The sequence below is a fragment of the Luteimonas sp. 22616 genome, assembly GCF_052044325.1.
Classification (GTDB): Bacteria; Pseudomonadota; Gammaproteobacteria; order Xanthomonadales; family Xanthomonadaceae; genus Luteimonas.
The window spans coordinates 380,193-399,670 of record NZ_JBQEMW010000001.1; the positions used below are offsets into that span (position 1 = coordinate 380,193).

Annotated in this window: 18 protein-coding genes; 12 read left to right on the forward strand and 6 right to left on the reverse strand. The window is 67.0% G+C overall.

Annotated features, from left to right (window positions below; all coding sequences use genetic code 11):
• Positions 1-85: 85 nt before the first annotated feature.
• Positions 86-2,989, forward strand: coding sequence for a TonB-dependent receptor domain-containing protein (locus ACTJIL_RS01745; RefSeq protein WP_440753875.1), 2,904 nt, complete (start codon positions 86-88; stop codon positions 2,987-2,989).
• Positions 2,990-3,215: 226 nt separating this feature from the next.
• Here the strand turns inward: ACTJIL_RS01745 and ACTJIL_RS01750 are convergent, their stop codons facing one another.
• Positions 3,216-3,632: a MarR family winged helix-turn-helix transcriptional regulator gene (locus tag ACTJIL_RS01750; RefSeq protein ID WP_440753876.1), complete on the reverse strand. Its 417-nt coding sequence runs from the start codon at positions 3,630-3,632 to the stop codon at positions 3,216-3,218.
• A gap of 131 nt (positions 3,633-3,763) precedes the next feature.
• Between ACTJIL_RS01750 and ACTJIL_RS01755 the strand changes: the two genes are divergently transcribed.
• The 3 genes from ACTJIL_RS01755 (at position 3,764) to ggt (ending at position 10,456) form a co-directional block, all read left to right on the forward strand.
• Positions 3,764-5,275 carry an FAD-dependent oxidoreductase gene (locus tag ACTJIL_RS01755; protein ID WP_440753877.1) on the forward strand — a complete coding sequence of 504 codons (1,512 nt, stop codon included), beginning with the start codon at positions 3,764-3,766 and terminating at the stop codon, positions 5,273-5,275.
• A 722-nt stretch (positions 5,276-5,997) separates the two neighbouring features.
• Positions 5,998-8,535: a TonB-dependent receptor plug domain-containing protein gene (locus tag ACTJIL_RS01760; protein WP_440753878.1), complete on the forward strand. Its 2,538-nt coding sequence runs from the start codon at positions 5,998-6,000 to the stop codon at positions 8,533-8,535.
• A 151-nt stretch (positions 8,536-8,686) separates the two neighbouring features.
• On the forward strand, positions 8,687-10,456 hold the full coding sequence (gene ggt / locus ACTJIL_RS01765; protein ID WP_440753879.1) for a gamma-glutamyltransferase: 1,770 nt from the start codon (positions 8,687-8,689) through the stop codon (positions 10,454-10,456).
• 142 nt (positions 10,457-10,598) lie between these two features.
• Here the strand turns inward: ggt and ACTJIL_RS01770 are convergent, their stop codons facing one another.
• On the reverse strand, positions 10,599-10,946 hold the full coding sequence (locus tag ACTJIL_RS01770; protein ID WP_440753880.1) for a hypothetical protein: 348 nt from the start codon (positions 10,944-10,946) through the stop codon (positions 10,599-10,601).
• A gap of 257 nt (positions 10,947-11,203) precedes the next feature.
• Here ACTJIL_RS01770 and ACTJIL_RS01775 point away from each other — a divergent pair, with 257 nt between their 5' ends.
• A complete protein-coding gene (locus ACTJIL_RS01775; RefSeq protein WP_440753881.1) occupies positions 11,204-11,770 on the forward strand; it encodes a hypothetical protein in 567 nt (188 codons plus the stop codon).
• Here ACTJIL_RS01775 and ACTJIL_RS01780 read toward each other — a convergent pair.
• On the reverse strand, positions 11,758-12,441 hold the full coding sequence (locus ACTJIL_RS01780; protein WP_440753882.1) for a DUF899 family protein: 684 nt from the start codon (positions 12,439-12,441) through the stop codon (positions 11,758-11,760). The genes ACTJIL_RS01775 and ACTJIL_RS01780 overlap by 13 nt on opposite strands.
• A 205-nt stretch (positions 12,442-12,646) precedes the next feature.
• Complete coding sequence (locus ACTJIL_RS01785; RefSeq protein ID WP_440753883.1) at positions 12,647-13,657, reverse strand: hypothetical protein; 1,011 nt, start codon at positions 13,655-13,657, stop codon at positions 12,647-12,649.
• A 40-nt stretch (positions 13,658-13,697) separates the two neighbouring features.
• Between ACTJIL_RS01785 and ACTJIL_RS01790 the strand changes: the two genes are divergently transcribed.
• Positions 13,698-13,964, forward strand: a complete 267-nt coding sequence (locus tag ACTJIL_RS01790) for a hypothetical protein (RefSeq protein ID WP_440753884.1) — start codon at positions 13,698-13,700, stop codon at positions 13,962-13,964.
• Between the two features lie 19 nt (positions 13,965-13,983).
• Here the strand turns inward: ACTJIL_RS01790 and ACTJIL_RS01795 are convergent, their stop codons facing one another.
• Both ACTJIL_RS01795 and ACTJIL_RS01800 read right to left on the reverse strand, forming a co-directional pair.
• A complete protein-coding gene (locus ACTJIL_RS01795; protein WP_440753885.1) occupies positions 13,984-14,400 on the reverse strand; it encodes a VOC family protein in 417 nt (138 codons plus the stop codon).
• The gene (locus ACTJIL_RS01800; RefSeq protein ID WP_440755815.1) at positions 14,397-14,825 is read right to left on the reverse strand and encodes a helix-turn-helix transcriptional regulator; all 429 of its coding nucleotides are present in this window, start codon (positions 14,823-14,825) and stop codon (positions 14,397-14,399) included. Before ACTJIL_RS01800 ends, ACTJIL_RS01795 begins: the two co-directional genes overlap by 4 nt.
• 527 nt (positions 14,826-15,352) lie before the next feature.
• Between ACTJIL_RS01800 and ACTJIL_RS01805 the strand changes: the two genes are divergently transcribed.
• The 6 genes from ACTJIL_RS01805 (at position 15,353) to ACTJIL_RS01830 (ending at position 19,353) form a co-directional block, all read left to right on the forward strand.
• Positions 15,353-16,873 carry an amino acid permease gene (locus ACTJIL_RS01805; protein WP_440753886.1) on the forward strand — a complete coding sequence of 507 codons (1,521 nt, stop codon included), beginning with the start codon at positions 15,353-15,355 and terminating at the stop codon, positions 16,871-16,873.
• A gap of 15 nt (positions 16,874-16,888) precedes the next feature.
• Entirely contained in the window at positions 16,889-17,287 is a 399-nt protein-coding gene (locus ACTJIL_RS01810) for a type II toxin-antitoxin system PemK/MazF family toxin (RefSeq protein WP_440753887.1), read from the forward strand.
• 42 nt (positions 17,288-17,329) lie between these two features.
• Positions 17,330-17,800 carry a DUF302 domain-containing protein gene (locus ACTJIL_RS01815; protein WP_440753888.1) on the forward strand — a complete coding sequence of 157 codons (471 nt, stop codon included), beginning with the start codon at positions 17,330-17,332 and terminating at the stop codon, positions 17,798-17,800.
• 88 nt (positions 17,801-17,888) lie between these two features.
• The gene (locus ACTJIL_RS01820; RefSeq protein ID WP_440753889.1) at positions 17,889-18,422 is read left to right on the forward strand and encodes a GrpB family protein; all 534 of its coding nucleotides are present in this window, start codon (positions 17,889-17,891) and stop codon (positions 18,420-18,422) included.
• A gap of 27 nt (positions 18,423-18,449) precedes the next feature.
• The gene (locus ACTJIL_RS01825) at positions 18,450-19,052 is read left to right on the forward strand and encodes a TMEM175 family protein (protein ID WP_440753890.1); all 603 of its coding nucleotides are present in this window, start codon (positions 18,450-18,452) and stop codon (positions 19,050-19,052) included.
• A gap of 160 nt (positions 19,053-19,212) precedes the next feature.
• Complete coding sequence (locus ACTJIL_RS01830) at positions 19,213-19,353, forward strand: hypothetical protein (RefSeq protein WP_440753891.1); 141 nt, start codon at positions 19,213-19,215, stop codon at positions 19,351-19,353.
• Positions 19,354-19,478: the final 125 nt, after the last annotated feature.

Here is a 19,478-nt window from a genome sequence, read left to right on the forward strand (position 1 = left end):
GCGGTGGCCGGACGTGGGATCCGGCATGGTCGGCCAGGCTGAGGGGAGCCCGCCTACAGATCGTTGATCGCCGGGGAGAAGTCGCATGATCGGGATTCGCATCGCTTGTCTGCGCAGCGTGTGCTGTGCATCGCTGTTGGCGCTGGCACTGCCGGCCATGGCGCAAGAGGCCTCCGGCAACGCCGGACAGGAGCAGGGCGGCGAGGACGCGACCGGGGCCAAGACACTGGACGCGGTCACCGTCACCGGCACCCGCATCAAGCGCACCGAAGTGGCCGCCGCGCTGCCGGTCATGGTGATGCAGAAGGAAGAGATCGAGGCGCAGGGCATCACCTCCGCCGAGCAGTTGCTGCAGTTCCTCAACGTCGCCAGCAACAGCGCGGACAGCCTGGCCGCCAACAGCGGCATTGCGCCGCCCGATACCCGCGGCAACAACGGCGTGTCCGGGGCCAACCTGCGCGGGCAGGGCTCGGATGCGACGCTGGTGCTGCTCAACGGGCGCCGCGTCGCCACCCACGGCCTTGCCGGCCAGGTGGTGGACCTGAACTCGATTCCGTTCGCCGCGATCGAGCGCGTCGAGGTGCTGCGCGACGGTGCGTCCGCCGTCTACGGCACCGACGCCATCGGTGGCGTGATCAATTTCATCACCCGCACCGAGTTCCAGGGCCTGTCGGTGACGGCCGGCGCCGACGTCACGCAGGAGGGCGGCGGCGACATCTACCGCGCCAGCGTGTTCGGCGGCTTCGGCGACCTCGACAGCGATCGCTGGAACGTGTGGGGCGCGCTGAGCGTCAAGGAGAACAAGATCCTGCGCGGCGTCGACCGCGACTTCGCCAACAGCTTCCAGCCCGATCGCGGCCTGTCGCCGGATACGCGCGGCCCGCCGTTCGCCACCGTGTTCAACCAGACCGGCGGCATCATCATCGGCAGCCTGGTCGATCCTGAGGACGGGGAATCGCGCACCGCGGTCAACCTCCTCGACCTGCCGGGCGGGCCCGGCTGCGAGGCCGGCGGCGACCTGATGGGGCCGTACGACCACCAGATCTGGAGCTCCAGCGGTTCGAAGTATGCGTGCGCATGGGATTACGGCCGGGCGCGCGTGATCCAGCAGCCGGTGGAGTCGTCGCAGGTCATCGGCCGGGCCACGTTCAAGATGGCCGACGAGCACCTGGCCTACCTCGAATTCATGGGTTCGCGCGTCGAGTCCAGGCGCCAGTTCGAGGCGCAGCAGTTTTCTTCCTCGACGACGGTCTCGGCGTCGTCGCTCGATCCGAGCACCTGGTATCCGCTCAACAGCCTGACGCAGGACACCTACGACATGGTGTACGACGGGCTGGCCGCCTACTTCGGCGAGGACAACCTGGCCTACGGCAATCCCATCGCCTACCGCTGGCGCTGCATCGCGTGCGGCCCGCGCGAGATCGAGACCACGACCAAGGCCACGCGCCTGCTGCTCGGCTTCGAGGGCGTGATCGGCAGCTGGGATTACAGCGCCGGCCTGTCGCGCGCGGTGAGCAGGGCGGAGTCCGTGCTGGCCGGCGGCTATTACTTCACGCCGCAGCTGAAGCAGATCCTCGGCAGCGGCCTGCTCAATCCGTTCCTGCTTGCGGGGCAGGAGCAGAGCGCGGAGGCCCTGGCTGCCCTGCAGGCGGCGTCGGCGAGCGGCGTGCAGCTGTACGGCGGCGAGAGCACCAGCACGATCTTCGATGCGAGCTTCTCGGGCGGCCTGGGGTTCGAGCTGCCCGGCGGTGAAGTGCAGGCAGCCGTTGGCGTGGACCTGCGCCGCGAGGAGTACGAGTTCACCGGCCCGGCGGACGCCGCGCTGGGCAATGCATGGGTCTTCGGCGCGCCGGGCGACTCGCAGAACTACTTGCCCAAGGTCAGCCGCGACGTCAAGGCGGCATTCGCCGAGATCTACCTGCCGGTCTTCGATTCGCTGGAGGTGACGCTTGCCGGCCGCCACGACCGCTACGACGGCTTCGGCGGCACGACCAACCCGAAGTACTCGTTCAAGTACCAGCCCGCCGACTGGCTCGCGTTCCGCGGCGCCTACAGCACGGGGTTCAAGGTGCCGTCGTTCGCGCAGCTGTTCCGCGACTCTGCCGAGACGCAGTACACCAACCTCGATCTTGCCGATCCGGCCACTTGCCCGGGTGGCATCTACAACCCGCAGGTCGCCGGCTGCGACGTGCAGATCCAGCCTGACATCCTGATCGGCGGCAACCCCGCGCTCGAGCCGGAGGAGTCGAAGCAGAAGAGCTTCGGCGTCGTCATCGCGCCGACGGCGAACTTCAACGTCAGCATCGACTGGTGGGAGATCGAGCGGCTCAACACCATCCGCAGCGGCTTCGACCTCGACGACATGCGGGCCGACTACGACCGGTATGCGGCCAACTTCATCCGCGACGCGAACGGCGACATCCTGCTGATCGACCAGCGATTCATCAATACCGGCGGCAGCCTGACGCGTGGCATCGAGCTGGACGCCAACCTCACCGGTGAGCTGTGGGGCGGCAACTACCACCTCAATCTCAATGGCAGCTATCTCGATACCTACCGGAAGAAGGACTTCAACGCCGAGCCTTATGGCGACAACCTGGTGGGCAAGTACGAGCCCTACCTGAACCTGCCGCTGGAGTGGAAGCACACGCTGAGCTTCGGCTGGAACAAGGGCGCCTTCACCCACACGCTGACCCAGGTGTATCGCGACGGTTACGAGGACTACCTGCCGCCAGGCATGCGCAATGGCACGTATGTCCCGCCGAACTACGATCCGGACGTGGATGCGTACATCACCTACAACTACAGCCTGGGCTGGGAGGTTTCGGACGCGCTGAAGGCGACCTTCGGCATCCGCAACCTGCTCAACACCGATCCGCCATTCACCTTGCGCTACCTCGACCACGGCGACGGCGCCGCGTGGGAATCGCGAATCGCCGATCCGCGCGGGCGCTCGTTCACCCTGCAGGTCGAGTTCAACTACTGGTGACGGCCGCTGCGGCCCTCGGCCGGCGGCGGTGGCTTGGGCTAACCTCGGACGCGCTGAGCCGCGCGCGCTGTGCACAAGGCAGGGCGTGGTCACGCCGCTTGACGAGGTTCTCGATGTTCCGGAGCGATGCCAGGTCGCCTGCATAGGGCAGGTCGATTCGGGCGGCCTTCGATGAGCTGGATTGCCTGCGCGGCCTGATTCCGGAACAGGCCGCCGCAGCAGTTGTTCAAGTGTCCTGGTCCGGCCTGTCGCCGTCGCCGTCGCCGTCCAGGTCCGCCGCGAACTTCTGCATCAGCCGCACCAGGTCGGCGACATCCTGCTTCTCCCAGTTGGCGAATATCTCCCGCCCCATGCGCTCGCGCGCGGCATCCACCGCGTCGGTCATGACCTTCCCTTTCGGCGTGAGGACCGCGTGGCGCACGCGGCGGTCGTGGTCGCCTGCCTGCCGGCTGACCAGCCCCAGGCTCTCGAGCTTCGCGACCTGCCGGCTGACGGTGGTGTAGTCGCGCCCGACGCGGTCTGCCAGGTCGACCACGCCGATGGGCCCCGATCGTTCGATGCCGACGAGCAGCGGGAACAAGGCGCGATCCAGCGAGATGCCGGCTTCGCGGACCATCGCCTCGTCGCGCTGGGGCCGGTTCATGGCGCTGGCGATGCTCAGCAGGGAGCCGTGCAGGGCACGGATCTGCCGGGATATATGTGCATGTTGCACATTTTTCTTGGAAGGCATAGCATCGCTCCTAGTAAGTGCATATTACACATATGGAGTCGCCAATGGCACAGCAATCCTCGACCGACGTCCTCATCTGCGGCGCCGGCGCCGCCGGCCTGGCCCTGGCGATCGACCTTGCGCGGCGAGGCATCGCGTTCCGCCTGGTCGAAAAGAACGGGAGCCCATTCGCCGGCTCGCGAGGCAAGGGGATCCAGCCGCGGAGCCAGGAGATCTTCGAGGACCTGGGCATCCTCGACCGGCTGGTCGCAACCGGTGGCCTCTATCCGACGCCGCGGAAATATCACGCGGATGGCACCAGCACCGATTTGCCCTGGGGCGGGCAGGCCGAACCGACGCCCGCGGAGCCGTATCGGCTTGCGCTGCTCGTGCCGCAGTTCCTCACCGAGCGCGTGATGCGCGAGCGCCTAGTGGAGCTGGGCGGCGACGTGGCGTTCGCCACAGAGCTGGTCGGCTTCGAGCAGGACGCCGACGGCGTTGTCGCGCGGCTGTCCACGCCGACGGGGGAAGAAGTCGTCCGTACCCGATTCCTCGTGGGCGCTGATGGTGGGCGCAGCTTCGTGCGCCAGGCACTGGACATCGGTTTTCCCGGCAAGACCCTGGGTATGCGCGCGGTGGTGGCCGACGTGGCCCTGACCGGTCTCGGGCGCGATGCCTGGCACCAGTTCGGCGAGGGCGGCATGGATGCGTTCGTGTCCCTGTGCCCGCTTGCAGGCACCGACCTGTTCCAGCTGCAGACACCGATTCCATCCGACGGGGAGCCCGATCTCTCCGCCAGCGGACTGACCGAGATGGTGGCCGTGCGCACGGGTCGGGACGATATCCGGATCCATTCGGTCGCGTGGGCGTCGGCCTACAGCATGAATGCGCGCGTGGCCGATCGTTATCGTGTCGGTCGCGTGCTGCTGGCCGGTGACGCGGCGCACATCCATCCGCCCACCGGCGGGCAGGGGCTCAATACCAGCGTGCAGGACGCCTACAACCTTGGCTGGAAGCTTGCAGCCGTATCGAACGGTACTCCCGAAGTGTTGCTGGACACCTACGAACAGGAGCGTCGACCCATTGCGGCCGACGTGCTTGGCCTGTCCGCCAGACTGCTCGAGCAGGCCAAGCGCGGCGGCATGCAGCGCGGGCGGGACGTGGACCAGCTCGGTATCGGCTACGCGGGTTCCGCGCTGGCGTTGGAAAATCCGGAACGCGCCGGCGGGCTGCGCGCAGGCGACCGGGCGCCGGACGCGCCGATCCGTGGCGCCGCCGGGCAGCCGACGCGGCTGTTCGAATTGTTCAAGGGCACGCACTGGACGTTGCTCGGCTACGAAGTGGAGAGCGACCCCGTGGCACCGCGCCGGGGCCTGCGCATCCACCGCTTCGGCGCTCGCGGCGATGTGGCGGACTATGGCCACTATTTCCGCGCTGCGTACGGGTTGGCGGCCGGCGACTGGGTGCTGGTCCGGCCGGACGGTTACATCGGCGCAATCCTCTCGTCCGCCGGGATCGAGGCGCTGGAACAGTATCTGCACCAGGTTGGCCTTGGACCGAAACAAGTGGCGGTGTGAGTTTCTCTTCCGGGCTGTGCCAGCCTTCGGTGGCTGGGCACTTGGCGTGAGGGCTAGAAGCTCGCCGGTCGCCTTGCCCGGGACTTCGTGAGCGCACCGCATGCGTCCAACGGGTTCTCGCATCGATCGGATTGGCTGAGTGGAAGCGAGCGCCGCAATTCGATCGAGGCGATTGATTCGCTACCGCTCGATCCAGCGTCCAGCGTCGAGGTTTCGTTGGAATTCTCCCTGATTCAGGCGCTACGGAAATGGCGTCAGGGACAATTTGATCGGGCAGCTGCGCCGACAATTTAGCGTCGGAAAATTCGTCTCCGACGTCTCTTCGATCAAGACAGTGCGCCAGCTCGCGCGGCAGTGCCCGGCCAGGCCTGAACGCGCCCGCCCCCCCGGCTCCAGGCGGAGCACCCCCAACCTTTGGTTATGCCATGCGCCTCTTTTTTCATGGAAGGCTTCGCCTGCCTGTGACTATGCTCGGTCAAGGGGTTGTGATGAGGGAACGCATGTTCGACCGAAACGCACCACGACCATGCGCAGGACCGGCTTGCGGGCCGTCACCACGCTGCAGCGGCCAGAGCCGGGACCGGACTGCTCTTCCGGCAGGCGGACGAAACGATCGCCCGCCGTGACCACATGCCAAACCTCATTCATCGGTTGAAAAAAGAAACGTGCGGCCGCTTCGGCGGGCATCTTGTTGCAACAAAACACTCGGGGAGAGAGTTGAAATGAACAAGCGTCCTGGCCGGATCGTTCCGACCTTACTGGCTACCGCGGTACTGCTGGCACTCACCAACGTGGCGGTGGCGCAGGACGCCGACCCGCCGGCACCCACCAACGTGGCGGCGGCGCAGGACGCCAGCCCGCCAGCGCCGTCCGATTCGACCAGCACGACCAGCACGGCCGCCAGGAAGCCGGCCGGGGCGACGAACCTGGATACGGTGGTGGTGACCGGCACGCGCGCCGGCAACCGCACCGTCAGCGAGTCGCTGACGCCGATCGACGTGATCTCGGTCGAGGCGTTGCTGCAGACCGGCACGATCGACCTGGCGCAGGCCCTCGAGCGCACCATTCCATCGCTGAACTTCCCGTTTGCGCCCGCCTCGGACACGTTCGCGTTCCAGCGGCCCTTCGAAATGCGCGGCCTGTCGCCGGACCAGGTGCTGGTGCTGGTGGACGGCAAGCGCTGGCATCCCGGTGCGCTGGTGCTGAGCCTGGGCCAGATCGGCCAGGGCTCGCAGGGCATCGATCTCAACACGATCCCGATGTCCGCCATCGACCACATCGAAGTGCTGCGCGATGGCGCGTCCGCACAGTACGGCTCGGACGCGCTCGCCGGCGTGGTCAACATCATCCTGAAGAAGGGCGCCGAGGGCGGCGACGTCCAGCTTTCCGGCGGCCAGTATTCCGCCGGCGATGGAGAGCAATGGCAGGCGGCGGGCAATCTCGGCGTCCCGCTCGGCGGCGACAAGGGCTGGCTGCGCCTCACCGTGGAGAGCAGCAACCAGAATCCCAGCAACCGTGCCGGCGTGGACCGCCGGCCGGGCGTGAGCCATCTGGGCGTGAAGTTCCACTACGGCACCGTGAAGTTCCGGAACGACAATCTGTTCCTCAACACGCAGTACGACATCAGCCCCGGCGTGCAGCTGTATGCGTACGGGCATTTCGGCCGGCGCGTCGGCGAGCCGCGCGGGTTCTACCGCTACGGCACCAACACGCCGTATCCGCGCCATCCGTTGATCGAACAGGTCTATCCGAACGGCTTCCTGCCCAGGGAGCACGGCGAGTCGACCGATCGCTCGCTGGTGGTTGGATTGCGTGGCGAGGTGAACGACTGGTACTGGGACCTGAGCGCCAACTACGGCAACAACCGCGTGTCGTACAGCACGCTGGACTCCACCAACTTCGCGATGATCAATGATTTCGGCAGCAGCCCGACCGATTTCCACGACGGCATCCTGTCCGCCTCGCAGCAGACCGTCGATCTCGACATCTCCAGGGAGATCGGTGCCGATTCGCTGGCCCACCCGCTGACGCTGTCCTTCGGTGCACAGTACCTGCGGCAAGCCTACGAAGTACGGTCCGGCGATCCTGCTTCCTACTATGTCGGCATGTCCGGCGTCCCCGGCGGCGCCCAGGGGTTTGCCGGCTGGGGCCCGCAGGACGAGATCTCGGTGGCCAGGCACAACGTTGCCGAGTACGTGCAGCTGGAAGGCAACCTCACCGATCGGTTCGGTTTTTCCGCGGCCGCGCGCCACGAGGATTACTCGGACTTCGGCACCGCGAATTCCGTGGCGTTGTCGGGCCGCTTCGACTTCACCGACACGTTCGCGCTGCGTGGCAGCGCCTCCACCGGCTTCCGTGCACCGGGGCTGGGCCAGCAGCACTATTCCGAAACGACGTCGGCGGCAGTGGGTGCCGGCAACTCGCTCGGTCTGCCGCCGGGCATCTACCTGCGCGGACTGGTGCCGGTGGACAACCCGATTGCCCGACTGCTCGGTAGCGAGCCGCTGAAGGCGGAAAAAGCCCGCAACTACACCTTCGGCGCGGTGTGGAATCCGACCGAACGGCTGAGCATCTCCGCCGACGTCTACCAGATCACCGTCCGTGACCGCATCGCGCTGTCGAGCTCGCTGTCGCTCTCGACGCCGGAGGTCATCGACTACCTGGCCGACAACGGCATCACCAACCTGCAATACCGTGGCCTGGCGTATTTCACCAACGCCGGCACCGTCAAGACCCAGGGCATCGACCTGGTGACCAGCTATCGCGCGCCGGTCGGCGACAACGGCACGCTGTCGTCCACGCTCAGCTACGGCTACCACAAGAACGAGGTCACCGACGTCAAGCCGAACCCGGCCGTGCTCGACTCGCTGGGCCTGATCTTCCAGCGCCTCAACCGCAGCGCCATCAAGGGCCTGCTTGCCGACACCGCCCCGCGCAGCAAGCTGATCCTCAACGAGACCTACACGGTCGGCAACTGGGGGTTCAACGCCACGGCGACCCGCTACGGCCGCATCACCTCGTACGGTTCGGTCAGCTACCTGGACGACACGGTGTATCCGGGCAAATGGCTGCTCGACGTGGCGGCGAGCTACCACCGCGACCGCTGGACGTTCACGCTCGGCAGCGACAACGTGCTCAACACCTATCCGAAGCGGGCGCCGGAAGACGACGACCAGAACGGTGCCTTCCCGTATTCGTCCAGCTCGCCGTTCGGCTTCCAGGGCGCGTATGTCTACGGAAAGGTCCGCTACAGCTGGTAAACCCGGCAATGCCGGCATGGCGAAGGCTCCGGTTCACGCCGGAGCTTTCGTCGCGAGACCCACCGGCAACCCGTGAAACGCGGCGGCTGTTTTTTCTATCGAAGTCTCGGCATCCGATCGAGCTCGACCCCCATACGTGAAAGGTGACCGAATGTTCGACCAGGACACGCTGCAATCCCGTGCAAATCCGGCCTGCCGTGCAGTGCCGAATCGACGCAACCTGCGCTGGTACCGATCCGTGCTGGTGGTGGCGATCGCCACGTCCAGCGTGCTGGCGTATGCGCGGGACGACGCGCCGTCGCGCACCACCACGACCACCGCCGCCATCGCCAGCGCCAATGCCCTGGCCACCGAAGCCGGGTTCGAAACGCTTGCCCAGGGTGGCAACGCGGTCGATGCCGCGATTGCCGTGGCCACCTCGCTGTCGGTGGTGCAGCCGGAAGCCTCGGGCCTGGGCGGCGGCTTCCTCGCCCTGATCCACGACGCCGCTACCGGCAAGGACACCTTCATCGACGCGCGCGAGATGGCGCCGCAGGCGGTAAGCGAGGCCGACTACCTCAGCGCCGACGGCACCCCCAATCGCGACACCTCGCTCAACGGCCCGCTCGCCGCCGGCATTCCCGGCATGCCGGCAGGCCTGGCGTACATGGCGGACAAGTACGGAAAGCTGCCGCTGGCGGTATCGCTGCGTCCGGCGATCCGATTGGCCGACGAGGGCTTCCATCCCAGCGGCGCGCTGGTCCGTTCGATCACGCGCAAGGAAGACGTGCTGCGCCGCTACCCGGCCTCGACCAGCAAGTTCTTCCCCGACGGCAAGGCACCGCAGGAAACCGGCATCTTCCGCGACCCGGGCCAGGGCGCGACGCTGAAAGCCATGGCCGAACGCGGCGCCGACGGCTTCTACAAGGGGGCGGTGGCGGATGAAATGGTCAAGGCCGTCAAGGCGGCCGGCGGCACCTGGACACTCGCCGACCTCGCCAGTTACCAGGCGAAGGAGCGCGCGCCGATCGAACTGGATTACGCCGGCTACAGGATCGTCACCGCGCCGCCGCCGTCCTCCGGCGGCGTGGCGGTCGCCGAAATGCTCAACATCCTCGCGCCGATCGACCTCAAGGGCATGGATGAAGCCCACCGCATCCATTACCTCGTCGAAGCGATGCGCCGCGCCTTCCGCGACCACAACGAATACCTCGGCGATCCGGATTTCGTGAAGATGCCGCTGGACATGCTGCTGTCGCGCTACTACGCCGATGGCCTGCGCCAGAGCATCCTGCCCGACCAGGCCACCAAGTCCGCATGGCTGCCGTCGGTGGCCGTGAAAGATCCCGGCATGCACACCACGCATTACTCGATCATCGACAAGGACGGCAACATGGTCTCGATGACCGCCACGGTCAACACCACGCTGGGCTCCGGCTTCGTCGCCGGCAACAGCGGCGTGCTGCTCAACAACGAGATGGACGACTTCGCCCTGGTGGCCGGCCAGCCCAACGCGTTCGGCCTGATCGGCGGCTCCGCCAACGCGGCGGTCGGCGGCAAGCGGATGCTGTCGTCGATGACGCCGAGCTTCGTGGTCGGCAAGGATCGCCTGGCGGTGATCGGCTCGCCCGGCGGCTCGACCATCATCACCCAGGTCTTCGGCGCCATCCTCGCCTTCATCGACGGCAAGGATGCTGGCCAGATCACCGCGCAGAAGCGCATCCACCACCAGTTCATGCCCGACCGCGTCGACATCGAGAAAGACAGCGACATCCCCGCCGACGTGCTGGCGAAGCTGGAGGAGATGGGTTACGACATCAACGACAAGGACACGTGGGGCAACATGAACGTGGTGGTCTGGGACCGGGCCCGCAACGTCAAGACCGCCGCCAGCGATCCGCGCAACCCGAATGGCCTGGGCAAGGTCGAAGCCGTCGATTGAGGCATGCGCAGCGCGGCAGGATGGGTTGAGCGCAGCGATACCCATCGGCTCGTGGTGGCAAGGGGAATCGGCAAAAACAGGGGTCAGAGTGCAATTTCCCGCAATCGAGAGATTGACGCTGGCCCCCAGTTCTTTTCGGCAGCTACTTTCCGGACTTCTGCGGTGCGGGGATCAGTTTGTCGATTCCGGGGTGCTTGCCGACTTCGTACCAGCCGATGGGCGTACTTATGATCGTTCCCGGCAGGACGTCGGCGGGGCGCGGTCTGGTCCGGGCCACGGTGCATTGGTCGGTGGCTGAGGGGCAAGTCACGCAGCCGTTCTTGTTGCAGATGTCGATCTCGCCCTTGTCGTTCACCGACCACGCGCAACGCGCCCCGCTCGCGGTGCTGTCGATGCACATTCCAACGGCGGTTCTTCCATCCGTCGCATGTGCCGGACCGAACAAGAACAGGCCACCCAACAGGGTCGCCAGTGCAATGAATTTGTTCATGGAATTCTCCTGGGGTTGGTACTTTTCGAGAACGCCACGGTGCTGCGGCAACGGCCAGGAACTGGTGCAGCCAGGGTTTGTTAAAGCGATCTAACAGTTCCGGGAAAATACGCGGCATCGACTTCTTTTCCGCTTCACATTGGGTCCCCTGCGCGTTCACACGCGCGGCGCAGGATTGCACTGCTTCGGGACCTGGGGCGCGGTCGTCCAGGTCGTCGAAGTGGCGGGCACGCCCACTCACGCGCGGAGACAAGCCGATGGCGACACACATGCAAGACGACGGCGCACGGCGCGGCAGCCGTTGGCGCTTGATGACCTGGGGCGGCGCGGCATGCCTGTTGCTGTTGCCACTGGTGGCGATGCAGTTCTTCCCCGGCAGCGGCGTGGACTGGACGCTGTCGGATTTCGTGGTGATGGGCGCGCTGCTGTCCATCGCCTGCGGCGCCTGCGAACTGGTGTGGCGTTCGACCAATACCGCCTACCGCGCCGCCGCCGGCATCGCGATCCTGACCGGGTTCCTCACCGTCTGGGTGAACCTTGCCGTCGGCATGATCGGCAGCGAGAACAACCCCTACAACCTGCTATTTGCCGGCGTGCTCGCCATTGCCGTGTTCGGCGCCGCCTTCGCGCGCCTGCAGGCGAAGGGAATGGCGCTTGCGATGGCTGCGGCCGCGTTGGCGCAGGCCGCGGTCGCCGGGGTGGCGCTGGTGGCGGGCTGGGATGTCGTGGGCGCGCTGTTCTCCGCGGCCTTCGCGGCACCGTGGTTGCTTTCGGCAGTGCTGTTCGGCGTGGCGGCGCGGCCGCAACGCACTCAATCCAGGTAGTGCTCCTCCAGGAACTTCGAGCGGAACACCTGCGGCGGGGTGGGGCGGTCGGGCCTGCCCTCGGGCGTGAAATCCATCAGGTTCCAGTAGGTCCACACGGTGTCGACGTGGTTGGCTTCCAGTTCGGTTCCCCAGAAGTGGAAGATGCCGTCGTCGTGCTTCCTGAAAACATGCATCACCGGATACTGCATGTCGTCGGAGTCGCCCTGGCATTTGTAGTCGTGCTGGTACGTGCACTCCGATCCGGACAACAGGTCGACCTGCGACCAGCCGCGTTTCCTCGCCCAGGCATTGATCATCTCCGCGGGCGCCTTCGCCACGGCCGCGAACGCCGCATCGCGGGTGACCTGGTAGGCGGTGCGATCGAACCCGTCGACCAGGGACGTGCACGACGGGCAGGGATTGTCCCAGTGCGGGCCGTACATGAAGCTGTAAAGCAGCAGCGTGTGCTTGTCGCCGAAGAGTTCGGAGAACTTCACGCGCTGCCCCAGCCGCGCGTCCGTCGCCCAGGTGAATGCGTAGTCCTGCTTGAGCCGCCCGCCGCGCGGCAGCCTGCGCCTCTGCGCGGCAACGGCCTTGACCTTGGCGACCAGGGCCTTTTCCTCGGCCAGCAAGGCATCGCGGGCGGATCTGTATTCCGTTGGTTCGTTCGGATAACGGGGTTCGGTCATGGCCATCGACTCCAAAGCCACGGGGTTCGGGGCCGGATATAACAAAGCAAACCGGAAAGGCGCGTTAGGACGTGGAAGCCGACGCCGCAGCTGCAGGATGGGTTGAGCGGAAGTGAACTCCATGTCGCTACGCGCAAGAGCGATGGGGATCGCTGCGCTCTCCCCATCCTGCGGACTGATTGTCCGGTCTCCTTTGCCAGAACCCTCAGGCGCGACGCAGCTTCACGTACGCGTCGTAGATGCCGTCGTCGTCGCCGCCATCGAAGCGCAGCGCGGGGAAGAAGAACGGATTGCTGCCGTTGGTGCTGGCGTCCGCCTGCGCCTGGTTGAGGGTGATCGATTTCGTGCCGCCGATCTGGTCGTCGGCGCCGATCAGGTCCACGAGGTAACTCACGCCGATGGCGATGACCGCGGCACCGGCGACGATCCAGCCGACGACGCCACCGGCAGCCGCGGCCTTGGTGGCCACCGCGGTCAGCGCGGCGCGGATCTTGTCGGTGGTGTCGCTGACATCGCCGAGGTCGTGTTCGAAACAGGTGGCGGTTACCAGCACGTTGGAGTCGATCGCGCGCGGGCCGGCGAAACCGTACAGCCGCAGGTTCTCGTCGCCGGAGGACGGGCGCGTGTCGCCATCATCCACGTCCTCGTAGACCGGGGAATGGAAACCGACCGCAGCGGTGCCGCCTTCGGCCATCGCCTCGGTGATGACGGCAAAGACGGTGTAGGGCTCGTCGCTGCCGCCCCATTCGGGATCGCTTTCGTCCACGCAATAGAGTTTGGCGAACGAAAGTTCGTACTCGTTCGGCTTGGGCTGCGGCGGAGTGTCGCCACCGGGACGGTCGTCGTCGCAACAGCAGCAGCATCCGTGCGACTCGGGCTTGCGGGCGTAGATGCGCGAGGCGGCGAAGACGTTGCGTCCGCTGGCCCTGGCGCCGCGGTCGATGATCGCCGACAGCTCCTGCTCGCCGATAGTGTGGTCCGCCGGCAGGTTGAGGTAGCGGGGCGAGAAGATCCGCTGCTTGAACTCGTACGGGAGCTTGTCGTGCTTTTCCAGCGCCGTTTTCAGGAACTCGCGACCGCCCTTGATGCTCCGCAACGCGGCGAAGAAGTGCTCGTCCGCGGGCGTCGAGGCCTTCTTCGACGACAGCAGGCGACGGAGCTCGTGCATCAGCGCGGGGATGAACTCGTATCCCGTCGCGTCGAACTGGTATTTCACCAGGCGTTGTTCGAGCGTCTTCGGGGACCGCCTCTTCCCCTTGCCCGATCCGCTGGATGTCGCGTCGCGTGATCGGGCGTTGCCTTTCGGGGTCTTGCTGCGCTTGCTTGCCATGGGTATCCACCTTGAAGGTTTCCTACCCCCTGCATCGGACAACAACGCACGGCAATGCCCGCGCAGGACATCCCGCGTGGCGCATGTTGGCGACGTACGCGCCGCCGATGCCGATCCTGGTCACGGTGATCGCGGTGCTGCCGGTCCGGTTCGCGCGCAGGGCGCGTGCGCGCGGCTGGACCGGCAGGCGTGAATGGCGAGAGTGCCGGCGCTTACTCCGGTGCGCGCCGGGACTCGATCATCTTCCAGCCGTTGCCCGAGGGGTCGCGGAAGTTGGCGTCCACGTTGCCGTAGCGTTCCTCGGGCGCCTGGGTGAATTCCACGCCGCGGGCGCGCATCCGTTCGTAGGCGGCGCGGCAGTCGTCGACGTCGAGTACCAGCGGCGGCATGGCGCCCTTGGCGACGATCTCGCTGACGGCCTGCGCGGTGGCCGCGTCCAGCACCGGCGCCTGCGGCTTGAACAGGCCAAGCTGCAGGGACGGCTGCTCCGGATGCTGCACCGTGAGCCAGCGGTAGTCGCCGTTGCGCACGTCGGTGTGCACGCGGAATCCGAGCTTGTCGACATAGAACTCGAGCGCTTCGTCCTGGTCGCGAACATACAATCCGACAACTCCAATGCTTTGGCTCATGTGGCCTCCTGTTTTCGTGGGGGCTTATTTTTAACAGCCGTCTCCCGCCGCCGCTTCTCCGAAACTGCGGTGGTGAGGCCGGGCCGGTGGGCGGCGCTGACGTAGCAGGCCGGCACCCGCTGCAGTGGGTGCCCGGCGGCCCGCTCGCGCGCACGCAGCGCGCCGGGGGACTCGCCGGTGACATCGCGGAACGTACGCCCGAACGTGCCCAGGCTGTTCCACCCCGTCTGCAGCGCGATCTCGAGGATGGGCAGGTCGGTGTCGCGCAGCAGCGCCTTGGCCCGCTCGATCCGGCGCGTGAGCAGGTAGCGGTGCGGCGGCACACCGAACGCCTCCTTGAACGATCGCGCGAAGTGCGCCTCGGACACGCGGCTCACCCGCGCCAGCCGCTCAACCGGCCAGGCCTCCTGCGAGGCGGCGTCCATCCGGTCCTTCGCGCGCAGCAGGCGGCGCAGCAGTCCGGGGTCCTGGTTCGTGCGTCCTGCTTGGCTCACGCGTCGTGTCCCATGGGCGATCGATCGGGGGCTTCGTCATCCGGGCGCGGCGCCTTGCGGGCCGCCGCCGTATCAACGTTCGCGGCAAACCATACGCCACGCGCGCAGGGCGATGCGCGCCCGATGGCGGGGCATGCGCGCCGGTGCGAGGTGCCGACGTAGCCGCGCAAGGCGTCGGCGATGCCGCTTTTTTCGCCAACGGAGGTGCTTCGCGGGCCGCAAGGTTCGCGGGCCGGCCTCGGGCAGCGGGCCTGGCCCCGCCCGGTGGCCGGGTTCACCGGGCAGTTCCGGGCCGGGTGACGTGGCTGCGGCAGATCGTGGATCATGCGATCGAGCGGCCGGTTGTCCTGACATCGGCGACACCGCCTGCATCTGCCAAGCCCATGCCACCGGAAGGCGGGTCCGAGCCGCCGCGGTTTCCTGCCGGCGCACACCATCCACCCCACCGAGTGCCGTGCATGCGTTTCCTCCAGAGCCTGACCCGTACCAAGACCATCGAACAGTCGATCGCCGACGCCGCCGAGCCCGGCCGTGAACTCAAGCGCTCGCTGAGCGCCTGGGACCTGATGATCCTGGGCGTCGCGGTGGCGGTCGGGGCGGGCATCTTCTCGGTCGGCGCGCGCGCGGCGGGCAGCTTCGCCGGGCCGGCGGTGACCCTGGCGTTCGTGCTGGCGGCGGTGACGTGCGCGCTGGCGGTGATGTGCTACGCCGAGTTCGCCTCGTCGATCCCGGTCGCCGGCAGTGCCTATACCTATACCTACGCCACGTTCGGCGAACTGCTGGCCTGGATCATCGGCTGGGACCTGATCCTGGAACTGCTGACGGCCGCGGCGGTGATCGCGAAGTACTGGGGCATTTATCTCGCCACGGTGTTCGAACTGTTCGACATGCATATCCCCACCACCGTCGGCGTGTTCGGGCTGGCGCTCGACTGGGGCCCGCTGTTCATCGTCGCGGTGTTCACCGCGCTGCTGATCCAGGGCACCAAGATGTCGGCGCGGGTCAACAACGTGTTCACCCTGATCAAGGTCGGCATCGTGCTGTTCGTGATCGTGGTGGGGCTGAGTTACCTGAAGGTGGAAAACTTCAGCCCGTTCGTGCCGCCGTCGGCGCCAACTTCGGGTGGTTCGGCGGACGTCTGGTCGCAATCGCTGTTCTCGTGGGCCACCGGCGCGGTGCCGGCGAAGTACGGGGTGGCGGGCGTGCTGTCGGGCGCGGCGCTGGTGTTCTTCGCCTTCATCGGCTTCGACGTGGTCGCCACGTCGGCCGAGGAGGTCAAGGACCCGCAGAAGACCCTGCCGCGCGGCATCTTCGGCGGCCTGGCGCTGGTGACCATCCTGTATCTGCTGGTGTCGCTGGCGCTGACCGGGATGGTGCCGTACACGGTGCTGGCCGCGGCCGAGAATCCGTCGCTGGCCACCGCCTTCGTCGCGGTCGGCGCGGGCTGGGCGGCGCAGGTGATCTCGGTGGGCATCCTGATCGGCTTGACCACGGTGATCATGGTGCTGCTGATGGGCCTGTCGCGGGTGTTGCTGGCGATGAGCCGCGACGGCCTGCTGCCGCGCTGGCTGAGCGTGACCTCGCCGACCCGCAAGACGCCGGTGCGGTTGCAGCTGGTCTGTGGCGTGACGGTGGCGCTGCTGGCCGGCCTGACGCAGGTGGAGATCCTGGAGGAGATGATCAACATCGGCACGCTGTCGGCGTTCGTGCTGGTCAGCGTCGGCGTGGTGATCCTGCGCCGCAAGCGCCCGGACCTGCCGCGCGCCTACCGGGTGCCGTTCTCGCCGGTGCTGCCGATCGTCTCGGCGCTGCTGTGCCTCTACCTGATGCTCAACCTGACCACCCTGACGTGGGTGCGCTTCGCGGTCTGGCTGGCGGTCGGCATCGCCATCTACTTCGCCTACGGCCGGCGGCATTCGCGGGTGGGGATGCGCGCGGACGCGGCGCGGGCCGGCGTGATCGACGCGCAAGACCGTTAACTGGGACGCAACGCAATGGACAGGGAAGCAGGACCGGATTCAGTCGCGACAGCCACGTCGATCGGCTGCGGGGACATTTTCTGGGTTGCCGCCGATGCGTCGAAGGGGTCCATCCCCGGCGTGCCGCACCCGCATGTCGTGGTGCAGGACGACGTGTTCAACCATTCCAGGATCAGCACCGTCGTCGCCTGCGCGCTCAGCTCCAACCTCGGGCGGGCGTCGGAGCCGGGCTGCGTGCTGCTGGAACCGGGCGAGGGCGGCCTGGGCCGGCAGAGCGTGGTGATCGCCTCCCAGGTGTCGTCGATCTACAAGCATCGCCTGGGCGAACGCATCGGCTCGCTGTCGCGCCAGCGCGTCGACCAGATCGTGGCGGCGTTGCGCTTCCTGCAGGCGTCGCACTTCCGCGGCCGTTGAGGTGCGTGAAGCCCGCAATTCCTTCGTGACGGAGGCATTCCCATGAAAATCCTGCTCACGCTCGCAGCCGTTCTCATGTCCGCGCTCGTGTTCGTGTTCGTGCCAGTGGCGAGTGCCGCCGAGGGTCTTGTCGCGGTCAAAAGCCCGTACAGCGCGAAAGTCACGATGGACAGGCTCGAAGCGGCGGTCCGGCAGCGCGGCCTCACCGTGTTCGCGCGCGTCGACCATGCAGCCGGTGCCGCCCGGGTCGGCAAGTCGCTGCGGCCCACCGAGGTCCTGGTGTTCGGCAATCCCAAGGGCGGCACGCCGTTCATGGAGTGCGCGCAGACGGTCGGCATCGACCTGCCGCTCAAGGCGCTGGTCTGGGAAGACGCCTCCGCCCAGGTCTGGCTCGGGTACAACGATTCGGCCTTCCTCGCCAGGCGGCATGAGGTTGCCGCGTGCCCCGCTGTCGAGCCTCTTCGCAAGGCGCTCGAAGGGCTTGCCGAAACCGCGGTGGCGACCGGGGAATGAAGCCCGCTCTTTCGCCGCGTGTGATGTCCTGCGCGCGCCTTGTGGCGGCGTGCAACCGCGTCGGCGGCACGCATCGGCATGCGCACCGATGATCCGCGTCGTCCGTCATGATCCCGGCTGGTCCGCCCGGTTCGATGCCGAGGCGGGGCGGATTGCAGCAGCGGTGGGCGAGGTGGCAGTCCGGATCCACCACATCGGCAGCACCGCCATTCCGCAGACGAAGGCCAAGCCGATCATCGATCTCCTGCTGGAGGTGGCTTCGCTTGGAGCCCTGGACCAGAAGCGCCCGATGCTCGAAGCGCTGGGCTACGAGGCGATGGGGGAGTTCGGCATTCCGGGCCGGCGCTATTTCCGCCGCGACGATTCCAGCGGGACGCGCACCCATCAGGTCCACGCGTTCGAGGCGGGCGTGCCCGATGTCGTCCGCCATGTCGCGTTCCGCGATTACATGCGCGCCCATCCCCTGGTCGCCGAGGAGTACGGTGTCCTGAAGGAACGCCTGGCCCATGCGCATCCACACGACATGGCCGCGTACATGGATGGCAAGGATGCGTTCGTCAAGGAGCACGAAAGGCGTGCGTTGCTCTGGGCAAGCGGCATCGGCGTCGGGCCGGTCGCCTGACAATTCATTCGGTACGGAGGGATGGCGATGGGCAAGGGGCGGCTGGAAGCATTCAGCGATGGGGTCATCGCGATCATCATCACCATCATGGTGCTGGAGCTGGAGGTGCCGCACGACGCTGCGTTCGCGTCGCTGGTGCCGCTGCTGCCGGTCTTGCTCAGCTACGTGCTGAGCTTCGTGTACGTGGGCATCTACTGGAACAACCACCACCACATGCTGGCGGCGTGCGGGCGGGTCTCGGGCGGCGCGCTGTGGGCGAACCTGCACCTGCTGTTCTGGCTGTCGCTGTTCCCGTTCACCACCGCGTGGATGGGCGAGAACCACTTTGCCGCTGCGCCCACGGCGGTCTATGGCGGCGTGCTGCTGATGGCGGCGGTCGCGTACTGGATCCTGCAGCGGATCCTGATCGGCCTCGACGGCGATGGGTCGGTGCTGCGGCAGGCGATCGGCAGCGACTGGAAGGGCAAGCTGTCGCCGGTGCTGTATGCGGCGGGCATCGTGTCCACGCTGTGGGCGCCGCGGTTCGCGCTGCTGCTGTATGCCTCGGTGGCGGTGATGTGGCTGATTCCGGACCGCCGCATCGAAGGCGTGCTTCCCGGCGCGCGCGGCGCCCGCCCGCCGGGGGAATAATCCTCGCCGATCGCGGGGAGGCATTCGCATCCGGATGCCGGAAGACGGCATGACACCGGCTTGATCCAGGTCAGGGGACCGCACGCGGCCCGGGCGCAGACTTTCGCCATCCCCACCCACCCGCAGCCATCCGCAACTCCCGGCTGCCCTGGAGCCTGCAATGAAGCACGTCACCGTCCGCATCCTGTGTGTCATCGCCCTCGTCACGGCGGCCATCGCGATGGTCGGCATCGCATCCACGCGCTCGGATGCCGGCGCCGTGCAGGGCGATGCGCCGTTCTCGATGATGACGCCGTTCTGATCGCGAAGCGCGTCGCCTGAAGCGGTCCGCCATCGGCGCGAACGCTTCCGCTGGCGGCGGTGATATGCCGTGCCATGACTTCCTGCATGGAAAGGTGCGTGCGTGCCGTGACTTCCCGCACGCGC